Annotated in this window: 17 protein-coding genes; 9 read left to right on the forward strand and 8 right to left on the reverse strand. The window is 52.6% G+C overall.

Going from position 1 to position 14,662, the window contains the following annotated elements; translation table 11 throughout:
• Positions 1-34: 34 nt before the first annotated feature.
• The 6 genes from ABJU74_RS07675 to ABJU74_RS07700 all read left to right on the forward strand — a co-directional run bounded on the left by ABJU74_RS07675 (position 35) and on the right by ABJU74_RS07700 (position 5,160).
• Positions 35-877, forward strand: coding sequence for a class II aldolase/adducin family protein (locus ABJU74_RS07675; protein WP_348383633.1), 843 nt, complete (start codon positions 35-37; stop codon positions 875-877).
• Between the two features lie 89 nt (positions 878-966).
• On the forward strand, positions 967-2,250 hold the full coding sequence (murA, locus tag ABJU74_RS07680; RefSeq protein WP_348383632.1) for a UDP-N-acetylglucosamine 1-carboxyvinyltransferase: 1,284 nt from the start codon (positions 967-969) through the stop codon (positions 2,248-2,250).
• A gap of 85 nt (positions 2,251-2,335) precedes the next feature.
• Positions 2,336-2,746 carry a nuclear transport factor 2 family protein gene (locus ABJU74_RS07685; RefSeq protein ID WP_348383631.1) on the forward strand — a complete coding sequence of 137 codons (411 nt, stop codon included), beginning with the start codon at positions 2,336-2,338 and terminating at the stop codon, positions 2,744-2,746.
• A gap of 14 nt (positions 2,747-2,760) precedes the next feature.
• The gene (locus ABJU74_RS07690; protein WP_348383630.1) at positions 2,761-3,102 is read left to right on the forward strand and encodes an antibiotic biosynthesis monooxygenase; all 342 of its coding nucleotides are present in this window, start codon (positions 2,761-2,763) and stop codon (positions 3,100-3,102) included.
• Between the two features lie 20 nt (positions 3,103-3,122).
• The gene (locus ABJU74_RS07695) at positions 3,123-4,370 is read left to right on the forward strand and encodes a cytochrome P450 (protein WP_348383629.1); all 1,248 of its coding nucleotides are present in this window, start codon (positions 3,123-3,125) and stop codon (positions 4,368-4,370) included.
• Between the two features lie 19 nt (positions 4,371-4,389).
• Positions 4,390-5,160 (forward strand): SDR family oxidoreductase, encoded by a 771-nt coding sequence (locus tag ABJU74_RS07700; protein ID WP_348383628.1) that lies wholly within the window; start codon positions 4,390-4,392, stop codon positions 5,158-5,160.
• A gap of 99 nt (positions 5,161-5,259) precedes the next feature.
• Here ABJU74_RS07700 and ABJU74_RS07705 read toward each other — a convergent pair whose 3' ends face one another.
• The 3 genes from ABJU74_RS07705 to ABJU74_RS07715 all read right to left on the reverse strand — a co-directional run bounded on the left by ABJU74_RS07705 (position 5,260) and on the right by ABJU74_RS07715 (position 7,170).
• Entirely contained in the window at positions 5,260-6,018 is a 759-nt protein-coding gene (locus ABJU74_RS07705; RefSeq protein WP_348383627.1) for a hypothetical protein, read from the reverse strand.
• A 138-nt stretch (positions 6,019-6,156) separates the two neighbouring features.
• Positions 6,157-6,594 (reverse strand): DUF1330 domain-containing protein, encoded by a 438-nt coding sequence (locus tag ABJU74_RS07710; RefSeq protein WP_348383626.1) that lies wholly within the window; start codon positions 6,592-6,594, stop codon positions 6,157-6,159.
• Positions 6,595-6,618: 24 nt separating this feature from the next.
• The gene (locus tag ABJU74_RS07715) at positions 6,619-7,170 is read right to left on the reverse strand and encodes a GNAT family N-acetyltransferase (protein ID WP_348383625.1); all 552 of its coding nucleotides are present in this window, start codon (positions 7,168-7,170) and stop codon (positions 6,619-6,621) included.
• An 89-nt stretch (positions 7,171-7,259) separates the two neighbouring features.
• Here ABJU74_RS07715 and ABJU74_RS07720 point away from each other — a divergent pair, with 89 nt between their 5' ends.
• Positions 7,260-7,481: a hypothetical protein gene (locus ABJU74_RS07720; protein WP_348383624.1), complete on the forward strand. Its 222-nt coding sequence runs from the start codon at positions 7,260-7,262 to the stop codon at positions 7,479-7,481.
• A gap of 105 nt (positions 7,482-7,586) precedes the next feature.
• The gene (gene rarD / locus ABJU74_RS07725) at positions 7,587-8,504 is read left to right on the forward strand and encodes an EamA family transporter RarD (protein ID WP_348383623.1); all 918 of its coding nucleotides are present in this window, start codon (positions 7,587-7,589) and stop codon (positions 8,502-8,504) included.
• Here rarD and pyrC read toward each other — a convergent pair.
• Complete coding sequence (gene pyrC / locus ABJU74_RS07730) at positions 8,501-9,556, reverse strand: dihydroorotase (protein WP_348383622.1); 1,056 nt, start codon at positions 9,554-9,556, stop codon at positions 8,501-8,503. The genes rarD and pyrC overlap by 4 nt on opposite strands.
• Before the next feature lie 44 nt (positions 9,557-9,600).
• On the opposite strand from pyrC, the gene ABJU74_RS07735 reads away from it, so the two are divergent.
• Positions 9,601-10,350, forward strand: coding sequence for a folate-binding protein (locus ABJU74_RS07735; protein ID WP_348383621.1), 750 nt, complete (start codon positions 9,601-9,603; stop codon positions 10,348-10,350).
• 1 nt (position 10,351) lies between these two features.
• On the opposite strand, the gene ABJU74_RS07740 is transcribed toward ABJU74_RS07735, so the two are convergent.
• The 4 genes from ABJU74_RS07740 to hisS all read right to left on the reverse strand — a co-directional run bounded on the left by ABJU74_RS07740 (position 10,352) and on the right by hisS (position 14,526).
• A complete protein-coding gene (locus ABJU74_RS07740) occupies positions 10,352-11,041 on the reverse strand; it encodes a DUF4167 domain-containing protein (RefSeq protein WP_348384023.1) in 690 nt (229 codons plus the stop codon).
• Between the two features lie 254 nt (positions 11,042-11,295).
• Positions 11,296-12,129, reverse strand: a complete 834-nt coding sequence (gene prmC, locus ABJU74_RS07745) for a peptide chain release factor N(5)-glutamine methyltransferase (RefSeq protein WP_348383620.1) — start codon at positions 12,127-12,129, stop codon at positions 11,296-11,298.
• Positions 12,122-13,198 (reverse strand): peptide chain release factor 1, encoded by a 1,077-nt coding sequence (gene prfA, locus ABJU74_RS07750; protein WP_348383619.1) that lies wholly within the window; start codon positions 13,196-13,198, stop codon positions 12,122-12,124. Before prfA ends, prmC begins: the two co-directional genes overlap by 8 nt.
• Positions 13,195-14,526 (reverse strand): histidine--tRNA ligase, encoded by a 1,332-nt coding sequence (gene hisS / locus ABJU74_RS07755; protein ID WP_348383618.1) that lies wholly within the window; start codon positions 14,524-14,526, stop codon positions 13,195-13,197. The genes prfA and hisS overlap by 4 nt, the downstream gene beginning before the upstream one ends.
• Between the last annotated feature and the right edge of the window lie 136 nt (positions 14,527-14,662).

Here is a 14,662-nt window from a genome sequence, read left to right on the forward strand (position 1 = left end):
AGCCCAGGGCAATGATTCGACGAGGAGAACCAAGATGGCCACCGCATTACAAGACAGTGGAAGCGCAATGAATGTGGATGCAGGATTTAATATTCCGGATCCCACCACCATTGACCGGCTCGAAGGGAAAGTATCCGATGCCGAATGGAAATTGCGTTGCGATCTAGCAGCGACATACCGGCTATGTGCGATGCACGCATGGACCGATCTGGTCTTTACTCATATTTCCGCGCGCTTGCCTGATGAAGATGGCGAAGAGCGGTTTTTGATAAACCCCTATGGCGTCATGTTTGATGAAATGACCGCAAGTGCGCTGGTGAAAATCGACCTTGAAGGGAATATCAAGCAAGACACGCCCTATTTTATCAATCCAGCCGGCTTTACCATTCACAGCGCTGTTCACAGTGCTCGCGAAGATGCAGGTTGTGTCATCCATGTCCACACACCTTATGGTATTGCGGTGTCCGTCCAAAAAGAAGGCCTGCGCCGCTATACTCAATTTTCTATGCAGGTCCGGAATGATCTGGCTTATCATGATTATGAAGGCATTGCCCTGGATCTCGAGGAACGCGAACGGTTGATCAATGATGTCGGTGAGAAAAATCTGCTGATATTGCGGAACCATGGCACGCTCACAATCGGGCAAAATTGCGCCTTGGCTTTCTTGCGCATGTATTTTCTTGAAAATGCTTGTAAAACCCAAATTCTCGCACAGGCTGTTGGCGGGGCTGAACATCTTCATGAAGAGCCCGAAGAAATGGGTGCCCGTGTCCATCAACAAACCGCTCCTGCCTTCATGCCGGGCTTGGGAGACAATCTGGTCTGGCCGGGCTTGATGCGAAAATTAAACCGTACCAATCCCGGTTTTGATCATTAATCCGCGCAGTTTGTAAAATAGCACCAAGAGCGGATCGGACATTGTGTTGCGGGTCTTGCGCAGCGGAGCAATTTCGTTAAACCACTGCCATGGATATTATATCAATTCGCGGCGGTAAAACGCTGTCTGGCCCCATTCCCATTTCCGGTGCAAAAAATAGCGCGCTGACTTTGTTGCCATGCGCCCTGCTCACCGAAGAACCGGTCACCTTGCGCAATCTTCCGCGCTTGGCGGATGTCGATAGTTTTGGACATTTGCTCAATCAACTCGGCGTTTCCACAACCATTGAAGGGGCTCGGCCGGAAGATTTTGGCCGTGTCATGACGCTCAAAGCCGGAAAGATTACATCGACCGAAGCGCCTTATGATATTGTCCGCAAAATGCGTGCATCAATATTGGTGCTAGGACCATTATTGGCGCGGGCCGGGGAATGCCGGGTCTCTCTTCCTGGCGGCTGTGCCATTGGCAACCGGCCGATTGATTTGCATCTCAAAGCGATCGAAGCCTTGGGTGCGATTATCGAAACAACCAGCGGCTATGTCACTGCAAGACAACCAGATGGCGGCTTGCCAGGAGGGGAATTTACCTTCCCTGTCGTGTCTGTCGGCGCCACCGAAAATGCCCTTATGGCAGCGGTGCTTGCCAATGGGGAAAGCCGATTGAAAAATGCCGCCCGGGAACCCGAAATTATCGATCTTTGCAACATGCTGGTAGCGATGGGCGCTGAAATTGAAGGCATTGGTTCTTCAGACCTGACTATCCATGGCGTCGCGCGCCTGCACGGTTGTACCTATCGCGTCATGGCCGATCGCATTGAGGCGGGTAGCTATGCCTGTGCTGTGGGTATAGCCGGTGGAGAAGTGGATTTGGTGGGGGCCAAAGCGGACGAGATGGAAGCGACATTGGCCGCATTGGCAGAAGCTGGGCTGTCAATTGATCCCCATCGCAAGGGTATCAAGGTTGCAGCCAACGGGACGTTACGGCCGCTGACGCTGGAAACTGCACCCTATCCGGGCCTGGCAACCGATATGCAGGCACAACTGATGGCAATGCTGTGCATGGCTGATGGTGCCAGCGTGCTTACCGAAACCATATTTGAAAATCGCTATATGCACGTGCCCGAACTCAACCGCATGGGCGCCGATATTGAAACCAAGGGCAGAACCGCGGTGGTCCGCGGTGTCGAAAAAATGACCGGGGCGCCAGTTATGGCCACCGACCTGCGCGCATCGATGAGTCTGGTGATTGCTGCCTTGGCCGCCGAAGGAGAAACGCAGCTTCAGCGCATCTACCATCTCGATCGGGGCTATGAACGGCTGGAAGAAAAACTGGCAGCCGTCGGCGCTGATATCGAACGGATTAGCGGCGATTAAAACCCCTTTCCTAGCACTTATGGCAGCTTGCATATCCAGCGCTTTTACCGTGTAATCTCTCCCATAAAGAGGAGAGGATGAGTCCATGTTTTCAGGACCAATAGAAGACCGGCTGGCAATCCGGGAATTGCATGATGCCTATTGTGATGCCGTGTTGCGGACCGACCCCGAGGATTGGGGCGCGTTGTGGACCGAAGATGCGATATGGTCCCTCATGGGGACGGAAGTCACCGGACGGGATAATATTGTAAATCTCTGGAACGGGGCGATGAGCCAATTTGATGCGGTGAGCTTTCTTGGCATTCCCGGCAGCTTGGAAATTCATGGCGACACCGCATCAGGGCGCTATCAAACGCATGAAATTCTCGTTGAAAACGGGCAGCCGCGTATTGCTGGGGGCCGCTATGACGATGAATTTGTGAAAATTGACGGCCAATGGCTTTACAAAAAACGTATCTTCAATGTCGTCGCTCAACTGGGCGGACAAAAGCTTTAGAGGAATAGAAATTCATGGCCAAAATATTGATCGCTGCCCATATTGATGTGGATCCGGCAACCCGCGAAGAATGTCTGAAAAAGGCGCAACCCTATATTGATGGCGCGCTCTCCCAAGAAGGATGTCTGTGCTATAGCTGGTGCGCCGATATGAGCAATCCGGCACGGATTGAAGTCTTTGAAGAATGGACCGACGAAGCCGCGCTCGCGCAGCATTTCAAAGATGTTCATTATGCCAGCATGCTGGAACATATTGGCAGCTTTGGTCTGACCAACGCCGTAAGCGCCAAATATCGCGTTGATGCAGAAGGCCCGGTTTACAATGCAGAGGGCGTCCCGACGCCGGCTTTTGATTAATCTCAAACAGGAATAATGCCATGAACGAAGCGGTTTCCAAATCTCTGTTTCAACCCGATATATTGGTTGACCCTTTTGAATTTTATGAAGAACAGCGCGCCAAAAGTCCGGTTTTTCTGGACGAAGCCAGCGGAGCCTATGTCGTACTCGACTATGATTTAATTTCCGAGGCGGTCGGCAGGCTAGATGATTTTTCCAATAATTTTAACGCTCAATTGTCCGGTGGCACATCTGCTGAAGAGCTCGCCAATGACAAAGAACTGGTTGCCATTCAAGAGCAAGGTTGGCCGCAGGTTAACACGCTATTGACCGCGGATCAGCCCGTACACACCCGATTTCGCAAGCTTGTTAATCTCGCCTTTTCCATGCCGAAAGTGAACAAGCTGGAAGACAGTATTCGCGATATGTCGACCGAACTGATCGATAAATTTATCGACAAGGGCGAATGTGAATTCATGGCAGAATATGCCATCCCCATGCCCGTTCGGACCATTGCCGTGCAGCTTGGATTGGATGTGGCGGATGCCGATACGATTAAACGCTGGACCAACGCATTTGTTGATCGCCTCTCCGGGATGATGACTCGAGAGCGGCAATTGGAAACCGAACGGGAAGTGGTCGAATATCAGCATGCGTTGAAAGCCAATATGGATGCCCGGCGCCAAGAAGCGAAAAATGATATTTTATCCGATCTGGTCAATGCTCAAGTCGATGGAGAACGGCCTCTCGATGACGCCGAATCGCTTTCTATCGTTCAGCAACTGATGGTCGCGGGCAATGAAACCACCACCGCCGCGCTAGGAGAAGGGCTGAAACTTTTCGCAAGCAATCCGGACCAATATAAAAAGATTCAGGACGATCCTTCGTTGATTCCCAATGCCGTGGAAGAAGTGTTGCGGATGTCGAGCGGCTCTTCCGGTATCTGGCGGGTCATGCACCGCGATGCAGAATTGGGCGGTGTGATGCTTCCAAAGGGGGCAATGGTGATGATGCGTTATCATGCGGCCAATCGCGATCCCAAACAATTTGAAAACCCCAATTCCTTTCAAGTCGATCGGAAGAATGCGCGCACGCATTTGGCCTTTGGCAAAGGCATTCACATGTGTGTCGGCAATATGTTGTCACGCAAGGAGATGACGGTCTCTTTTCAGGAATTTGCCAAGCGTGTGGATAATATTCAGATCGCATCAGGCGCCGAACTTAACTATCCGCCCAATATGATGTTGCGCGGTCTGGCCAATCTACCACTGACTTTTGACAAACGCTGATAATCAAAAAGGGCTGACTATGGGAATGATGGATGGAAAAGTGGCGCTGATTTCAGGCGGCGCTGAAGGTATCGGCGGAACAGCCGGACAGCGTTTTGTGGAAGAAGGCGGTTCCGTCATGCTGGCGGATATTCAACTGGAAAAGGCACAGGCCCACGCCAGCGCCTTGGGCGATCGGGCGGCAGCGGTTGGACTGGACGTTCGGGACCTCGACCAATGGGAGGCGGCTATCGCGGCCACCAAAGCTAAATTCGGCAAAATGACCACTTTGTTCAACGTTGCGGGCATTTCCGAGCCTGGATCTGTTGACGAGGTTGATCTGGACAGCTGGAACCGCACCATTGATATAAATCTCCACGGGACTTTTAACGGCTGCCGGCTGGGTCTTCCGGCGATTATTGAAAGCGGAGAAGATGGCAGTATTGTCAATATCGGTTCGATGCTGGCGATGCGCCCAGGGGCGCAATTTGCCGCTTATTGTGCGAGCAAGGCAGCTGTTACATCACTGAGCAAATCTCTCGCCCTGCATTGCGCCGCCGAGAAATATCCGGTGCGCGTAAATACCGTGCACCCGGGCGCAATTGATACACCGATGTATCAACGCTATCTTGCGGCCTATCCCGGACCGCATGATGAGGCTGTGGAAGTCTTTAATCGCAATCATCCGATTAACCGAGTGGGTCTCGCCACCGAAGTGGCCGATGCGATGCTCTGGCTAGCCAGCGACGCCAGCAGCTTTACGACGGCCAATGATATCACGGTGGATGGCGGCGGAAGCTATCGTGAATAGGGGCTGCTGACCAAGCAAAAGGGGCGGCCAAGGCCACCCCTTCCTCCGTCAGATATGTGAAATGCGAAAATCTGACGTATAAGCTATTCTGTTTGGGATTTACCGCCCGTTGCTCGCGACAATATCCACCACAGTTCCGCCACCGGAGCGCTTGTTCAGCGTAATCACATAGGCGCCATCATCTGACGTCCGGGTTCCACCCAGAACATGCTCGCTGCCGCGCAGCAAATATTCTGCACTATATCCGCCGCGTTTGGCTTGCGTGTAATAATAGTCGACAACATTTTTCATGGCGCTGGTGGTTGAAAAACTGACCACGCGAATATCGCAAAGCCCACCTTCAACGCCGGCGGCTTCCTTGACATTGGCTTGGGGATAGACTGGAAATTCAGGTGGCATGCGGTTGGCCCAACCCATGTCATAGGTTAGCTTTTGATCGCATGTTCCTTTGCCTCGCCGTGCGCTTTGCGCTTCGGCTTTGGCGCCAAGGGTAACCCCTTCAGAACCGCCGCAACTGGTACATTCGTCATCAGACGTCATGTTGCGCGGCTTGGGTGCACTAAGCATTTTGCCTTCAAACTGGGCGTTGGCCGCTGCTTTGCCGCCAGCCGGTGGAACTTTGCCATTAATAGCCCCATTGGCGCCCCGAATGGCATTTCCATTGGCTTGATCCGTGAGATTGGGATCGACCAATATTTGATCTTCCAATGCATCATTCATTGCCGGGTCAGCGGTAAGATTATCATCCAATTCCGCCAATTCGGCTTCATTGCCCTCGTTGCTGCCACAAGCAGCCAAGGTTAGCGGCAATGCACAGGCCGACGCTGCCAGCAAGAAAGAACGAGTAAGTTTTGTCATGCAAAATGCTCCTGAATATGCAGCACCGATTGCACCAAAAAGCGTTAATTTTCTGTTAGGAAACGTAGTTAAACCGCCAATCTTCTGTTAACCACTTGTGCCATTTTGGGATTCTGGGCTAGCCTGCACAGGCGATGGTCAGCCAAATCCGTCCGCCCCTTCCAACTCTCCGAACCGAATGAGCCGGGAGGTCAATACCGCGGCTTGCCGATTGACCACGGCTTTTTGATATTCCGGATCGGTGACCATTTCCATAAACGCGCCGCTATGCGGGTATCGGGCGATGAATGAACTATCCCATTGCTTGTCATCAGGGCCAATCACCATGGCTTCCATTTGTCCACGCCAAATAATCGTTCCGCCAACACGCGTGAAAATGGGCCCACTGGTTTTGCCATATTCCTCATAGGCACGGGCGCCGGTCCACCCCTTGCCAGCATTGGGATGGTCATCCGGATATTGCGCGTCTGAATGAAACCGCAATAAGTTCAGCATGTTGATAGGAACGTCACGCGGCAACGCCTTAAACGCATCGAAACTCTCCCGTGTTGGATCCAGATATCGGTCTTCAGCCATTTGTCATTCTCCCTAGGCAGCCGTTTATGCAAACTGCTTTCTATTTTCTAACCATTGTTCGCGCGATTGCCCCCAATCGTCAACCCGGGCATCCTGATAAGGAGCGGGCAATTGGGTTGGGCCGCGATTGGTTGAGCCGACCCGCTTTGCCAATTTGATCGATGCCAGATTTTGCGGATCAATCGTATGGCAAATATCGGTCCATCCCAAAATATCGACGGCATAGTTCATCGATGCCACGGCGGCTTCCAAGGCATAGCCTTGCCCCGCGTAAGCGGGCGCGACGCCCCATCCCACCTCCGTCCCTGGCCACCCATCTGGGTACCAGGGACCGACACGGCCGATCCATTGGTTATTCTCTTTGAGCAGGAGCGAGAACATCGCATAGCCGCGAACCCGCCAGGCCCCGATCAACGCGCAAAGATCACGCCAACTTTCAGACCGGCTCTTCACTCCGCCCAAATATGTCATGGTCGCTTCATCCGCTTGAAACTGGACCCAAGACTCAAAATCATCGCCCTGCGGCGGACGCATGATTAAACGCTCTGTTTCTAAGATTATGTCATCAATAGCCATCGCCTTGCTCCTCCAGCCAATTGTCTTATCACGACCCTAATCACATAGAAACACTTGCAATTTAGGTGGTTTATGTATATAATACAGTTATGGCTAATATCATTTCTATACTCATTGGCGGTATCGCCCTTATTCTCGCTTTTGTTGGTCTCGTCCCCTTATTGGGTTGGACCAATTGGCTGATTTTACCCATTGCTGGTGTCGGTGCTCTGTTCGGCCTGATTTCATCCCGCAGCAGTGGTATGTATTTTTGCTTGATCGTTATGTGTATTTGCGCATTCCGTCTTTGGATTGGCGGCGGGATCATTTAAACGCAGTATCTGCCAGCAAAACTTATCAGGCAAAACAGCTTTGGTATCAACGGGCAAAACTAATTTATATTGCCAGCCTAAACGCTGAAGCCTAGGCGCGATCCTATGGCAGACGAGAATTCGACTAGTCGATTGGGGCTTTTCCAAGCAATATTGGCTTGCACCTTTTGGGGTGTCATGCCGATCTATTTCAAGCTGCTGGAAAGCGTGGCTCCGATGGAGGTTGTCGCGCATCGTATCTTATGGTCTGTGCCCTTGCTTTTGATCCTGCTTTACTTTCGCAAAAATCTGAAGGGATTACGGGATGCATGGGCGGACCCCAAAACCCGCTCTGCATTATTTGCCACATCCCTGCTAATCGCGGCCAATTGGCTGGTTTATGTCTGGGCGGTCCAAAGCAACCACATTCTGGCCGCCAGTCTGGGCTATTTTATCAGCCCCTTGCTCAGTGTCTTCCTGGCGAGCGTCTTCCTAAAAGAAAAATTGAGCCGCAATCAATGGATAGCGGTTGCCATTGCCGCGCTTGGCGTCTCAATATTGGCCATCGAAGCATGGCAGACATTGTGGATTAGCTTGGCGCTGGCGGGCTCTTGGGGTTTTTATGGACTGGTGCGTAAAATTGCCGTGGTCGGACCAGTGGTCGGCCTGACCTTGGAAACCAGCTTCTTATTTGTGCCCTTTGCGCTCTTCCTCGCATGGGTTAGTTTTGGCACAACAGCGCCCACGACCACGACCCATTTTGGAGACAATTGGTCGATCACCCTGCTCTTGCTCGGCGGTGCAATTGTGACGGCCACACCGTTGACCTTATTCGCCGCTGCGGTAAAGAAAATGAAATTGAGCACCATCGGCCTGTTTCAATATCTCGCCCCGACTTTGCAATTTTTGATCGGCGTATTTTTGTATCGCGAGCCACTATCCACATCGCATATTATCTGTTTCTTGCTGATCTGGACCAGTCTGGCCTTATTTTCTGCCGACGCTATTTTTAGCAATGCGGTGAAAAAAACCCGCACAACTTAATCCGTCGATGCGGCGATTTGCCAAGCCAATGTCTGCCCAGCGTGAAACGGAATAATAGTCGCCCCACCGGCTTCCAGAGTCTCGGGAATAAGCGTGTCGGATCGGCGCAAGGTAACCGTGCCTTCATTCAACGGCAGGCCATAGAAATTGGGGCCATGGACCGATGCAAAGCCTTCGAGCTTGTCGAGCGCTTCTTCTTCCTCAAAAACGGCGGCATAGCTTTCCAGTGCAAAAGGTGCATTGAATATTCCTGCACAGCCGCAGGCCGACTCCTTCGCATATTGTTCATGGGGAGCGCTGTCCGTGCCTAAGAAAAACTTAGGTGAACCTGATGTTGCAGCCGTTCGTAGCGCTTGGCGGTGCTGCTCGCGCTTAGCGACTGGCAAACAATAAGCGTGCGGACGAATCCCTCCTTCAAACATCGCATTGCGATTAATATGCAGATGCTGCGGCGTAATAGTGGCGCCAATATTCGGCCCGGTTGATTGGACAAAATCAACCGCATCAGCAGTTGTGATATGCTCAAACACCACTTTCAGGTCGGGTAATTTTTCGACAATATTGGACAAGATTCGCTCGATAAACACCGCTTCACGATCAAATATATCAATATCCGCATCGGTCACCTCCCCGTGGATTAGCAAAGGCATCCCGATATCTTGCATGCGCTCCAGAACCTGAAGGATATTGGCAATATCGGTCACGCCATGCGCGCTATTTGTCGTGGCATTGGCCGGATATAATTTGGCTGCTGTGAATATTTTTTCTTGGAAACCTTCCGCGATATTTTGTGCATCCGAACTGTCGGTCAGATAACAAGTCATCAACGGCTCAAAGTCTGGATAGCCGGCGGCGGCTTGTCTGATCCGTTCGCGATAGGCTGCGGCTGCGGCCATGTCGGTCACTGGTGGAGAAAGGTTGGGCATCACAATAGCCCGGTTAAATTGTCGCGCCGTATAGCTCGCTACAGAGTGCAACATGTCGCCATCGCGCAAATGGACATGCCAATCATCCGGCTGTCTAATCGTGATTTCATTGACGGGCTGATTCATGTTTTGGGCTTTCTTTTAACGCTCAGCGTCCCTACCTAATCTGCATGACCGAAACCAGACTTATTCAGCGTGCCATAATTCGTATATCTCCATCGGACTCTGCGGAAGATTGCCGAGAATTTCTGCAGGGTTTGGTTACCCAGGACATGCAGGCGGTGCAATCCGACGGGGCTCAATGGGCTGCGCTGTTAACCGCGCAAGGCAAAGTCCTGTTTGATTTTTTCTTGTGGGCCGATGGGCAGGACATACTCGTCGATTGTGAAAAGGCATATGCCGAAACGCTAGTAAAACGCTTAAAACTCTATCGCCTCCGCCGCAAAATCGCGATTGAAATTGATGAAACTCAAGCGGTGCATTGGTCCTTGACGGCTGCGGACCAGCCAGCAGACCCCCGTCTCTCACAATTGGGTCAAAGATGGCTATCTGATAACCAAACCGCTGCGAGCGCCGATCTTGCCTATAAAACCCACCGCTTGTCATTCGGCGTGACCGAAGGCCAAGAAGAACTGGGCAGCGACAAAACGCTATGGCTGGAATGCAATGCGGCCGAATTAAACGGCGTTAGCTTTACCAAGGGCTGCTATGTCGGACAGGAAAATACCGCACGGATGAACTATCGGCAAAAAGTCAATCGCCGGATAGTTGTTGTCCCGCTCGATCAAGCCGATGAAAAAAGACAGCGCGTCGCCTATCCTGATCTTGGATTATCTGTCGAACATCGCCGGGTCAATGATATCACCGGCTTTCCCGTGCCAGATTGGCTCAAGACCGCCTTGGCAGACAAAGCCGATTAAATCAGGCGGTGTCGCCTTCTTCCGGTGTTTCTGAATCAACCGATTTGGCTTTTACCGTCCGGCGTTTCCGGGCTGGCTTTTTCTCGACGTCAACCGCCGCGTCATCGTCTGATTGAATCGAAATAGCTGGCGGCAGTGCGCTAGCATCCAGACCATTGGCTTCGCCATTGGCCTCGGCCGGTTCCGCTGGCGCTTTGCGCGGTCGGCGCGCCCGGACGGGTTTTTTCTCGGCCACCGTCTCAGCATCCGCACCATCGCCGGCACCTGCATCATTTTGATCGGTATTGGCTGGCCGGCGATCACGCTGTTGTCGCCCGCGTCCGCTGCGCTCTTGACGGTCAGCATCGTCTTGATCCCCGCCCTCGTTCATCGTGTCGTTGCGCTCACTATTTTGATTGCGCTGCTGTTCTTCACGGGCCAGTCGCTGCTCTTCCCGGCGCGCCTGACTATCCGCGTTGACGCGAAAATAATGGTCTGCGAATTGATGATAATATTCCGCGTTGACGCGGTCCCCATTAACTTGGGCATCTTGCGCCATTTTCTTGTATTTATCCAGCATCTGAGCGGCGTTTCCACGCGCCCGGTTATCAATCCGGTTGTCCCGGTCGATACCACCGCCTCCGCGGTTATTCTGGTTGCGATTATTATTATTCCGGCCACGGCGACGGCCGCCGGCCTGACGATTATTCATCAAAGTCTGAGTGTCCTTATACCGTTAATAAACTCGGTCTTTCCTGTTATGTATCACCCACAAAAGGTGATTCCCGCGCTGCAGATCCTTATCTGCGGCAACCCAAAAAAGATAAATAATCGCCGGACATCAGCAATATTATCAATATGGGGGTAGGCCAGCGATTTTAGGGGAATTGCCAGAAATCCTCTGGGCCTGAAACATCCTTAGCCGCTTCATAAAGCAAATCCAAGCGAATTTTGCATGCATGCTGCTCAACGCAGGATCAATACCCGGTCATTGCCACCTAAATCTTTTTTGGATTCGACGGAATATCCATGAGATTCAGCCAATTTCGCGACTTTTTCTGCCTGATCAAAGCCAATTTCCAGCAACACAACGCCATTATCCGCCAATAAATCTCCCAGCGCCGGAATGATTTTTTGATAATCATCTAGACCTTCTTCTCCCGCGAACAAAGCGCCATGAGGCTCATAATCTGCGACTTCGCGCGACAGGGAAAGCTGAGTCGAAACATAAGGAGGATTGGCCAGAATCAGCTGAAATGGCCCGTCAATGGATTGAGCCCATTCTGGCTCGTTCCAATCGTGCAATAGAAATGCAATGCGGTCAGTCAATAAGAGACGGTCCGCATTGTTATGCGCCACCGCCAGCGCTGGTGGACTGACATCCACGCCAACCCCTGTGGCGGTCGGAAATTCGGACAATGCGGCGAGCAATAATGCTCCGCTGCCGGTCCCGAGATCAAGAATGCGCTGCGGCGCAGCGCGCGTTCCTATTTCCACCGCCAGTTCAATCAATATTTCGCTATCTGGTCGCGGTATCAAAACATCCGGTGAAACCAGAAAGTTCAGGCTCCAAAATTCTCGTTCCCCGACAATATGGGCAATCGGTTCATGGGCTTTGCGGCGTGCGACCAAGGCTGCAAAACCGTCCACCGTTTCAATATCGGGAAGTCTGAGCAACAATTGCGGTCGGCTAATCCCCAGCGCATGGCTCAACAGCAGTTCTGCATCCAAACGCGGCGTCTCGCTGACAATTTTCAATTCTTGCGCTGCGTCTCGTAAGATGGCCGCAACATCAGCCATCCAAATTGGCAAGCCGGCTGGCTTCGTCTTCCGCGATTAGAGCGTCGATCATCTCTCCCAGGGCGCCGCCTTCGACAATTTCAGGAAGCTTGTGCAATGTCAGGTTGATGCGATGATCGGTCACGCGGCCTTGCGGATAATTATAGGTGCGAATGCGCTCAGAGCGGTCGCCAGAACCGACCATCGACTTGCGCGCTTCCGCCTCTTCGCTCTGCACGGCGTCGCGTTCCTGCTCATAAAGCCGGGCGGCGAGCACTTTCATCGCCTGCGCTTTATTCTTATGCTGCGACTTGCCATCCTGACATTGCACCACCAGACCCGTGGGCAAATGCGTGATCCGAATGGCGCTATCGGTCTTGTTGACATGCTGTCCGCCCGCACCGCTCGCGCGATAGGTGTCGATGCGCAAATCTTCAGTGCGAATGGCAATATCAACTTCTTCCGGTTCCGGCAGAATTGCAACCGTGGCCGCTGATGTGTGAATGCGTCCGCCGCTTTCGGTTTCGGGGACACGCTGGACCCGGTGCACTCCGGATTCAAACTTCAATTTGGCAAACACGCCTTTGCCGTTAATATTAGCGACCACTTCCTTGAATCCGCCAACTTCCGACGCATTGGCGGAGATCAGCTCAACCTTCCAGCCTTGCTCATCGGCAAAACGGCTATACATGCGGTAAAGGTCTCCCGCGAAAAGCGCCGCTTCATCACCGCCCGTGCCCGCCCGAATTTCAAGCATAGCTGGACGATCATCGGCGCTATCCCGTGGCAATAATTTCAGCGCAAGCGCATGCTCCGCCTTTTCCAAGGCCTTCTTGACGCCATCGACTTCATCGGCCGCCATTGCCTTCATTTCAGCATCATCACCGGCCAGCATTTCCTCAAGCCCAACCTGCTCGTCGCGCAGGCTCTGGACCTCGGCAGCGGCTTTGGCTACCGGTTCTATCTCGGCATATTCCTTGGAGACCTCGACAAATTTATCGCCGTCAAGATTGCCCGACGCCATCATGGCCTGCAATTCAGCAAAACGCGCTTCTATCTGGGCAATGCGTTGGGGCGTGATTGTGGTCAATCTTCGTCTCCCAATTGCGCCACTTGCTGTTCCAATTCATCAAGATCGGCTCCAAAACTGTCCAGATCAGCTGAGAATCTTATGTCCCACATTTTTTCGATCGCCGCCGCCATGTCCATTTCCAGCTGCTCTCCGCTAGCAAGGATTTTGAACTGGACAGTGCCCGTTGCAAGCTCGTCTTCGCCAATGATGATCACCGCGGCAGCCCCCATTTGATTGGCTCTGGCCATGCGCTTTTTAAACTTGCCACTGCGCAATATCTCTGCCGAAAATTTCGCATGGCGTATTTGCTGGGCCGCAGACAATGCAGCCTTGATCGCAGAATCGCCCTGAGGCAAAATCGCGACTTCAATCGCCTGCTCCGGCGCCTCTTCGAGCAACATCCCCAGCCGCTCAATTCCCGCCGCCCAGCCGACTGCCGGTGTGGCAGATCCGCCCAGCGATTCAATCAATCCGTCATAGCGGCCACCAGCCAATACCGTGCCCTGCGCGCCCAACTGGTCGGTGACAAATTCAAACGCAGTGTGGCGATAATAATCGAGACCGCGCACCAAACGGCTGTTGCGCGTCCAAGCCACATTGCAAGCATCGAGACCTTCTGTCACTTCGGCAAAAAATTCCTGCGCCTCGCTGGAAAGATAGGCATCAATATCAGGCGCACTGTCGGCTATCGGCCGGTCCTGCTTTTCTTTGCTGTCGAGTATCCGCAGCGGATTGCGGCTAAGCCGATCTTGACTATCCGGTGACAAGTCGGCCCTGTGGGCTTGAAAATGATCAACCAGCGCATCGCGCCATGCATCGCGGCTTTCGGCATCGCCCAATGTATTGAGCTGCAGGGTCACGCCCTCGGCTATACCCAATTCACTCAGCAGCTGATCGGCAAAGCAGAGCAATTCCACATCGGCCGCGGCTTCACCCGCTCCGATAATTTCAGCATCCAGCTGGTGAAACTGACGATAGCGCCCTTTTTGTGGCCGTTCATAGCGGAACAGCGGGCCATGAGCCGATAGTTTCATGGGCGCATGCTGCTGCCAGCCATTGGTTAGAAAGGCGCGCGATATGCCGGCGGTAAATTCCGGTCGCAAGGTCAAGCTATCGCCGCCGCGATCTTCAAAACTATACATTTCCTTGGAGACAACATCAGTGGTCTCGCCAAGGGACCGGGCAAATACAGCAGTCGGCTCAAAAACCGGCATTTGTACGCCCTTAAAGCCATAAAGCCGGCGCAAATTTTCAAACGTTTCCACAACATGTTGGAAGCGCTCCTGTGCATCGCCAAATATGTCTTGCGTGCCTCGCACGGCCTGTGGTGTTTGTGTCTTTGCCATTTTATACCTTTTGTCTGAAAGGCGCTTTAGCGACAGTTCCGGTAAAGCGGAATAGCTTTTTCTGCTCATATATACTGGACCTTACCGGAAAAACGCGGCATTCGGTCCGTTATATTTCTGCAGGGGACTCTCGAAT

It is taken from the genome of Parasphingorhabdus sp. (assembly GCF_039982415.1).
Taxonomy (GTDB): domain Bacteria; phylum Pseudomonadota; class Alphaproteobacteria; order Sphingomonadales; family Sphingomonadaceae; genus Parasphingorhabdus.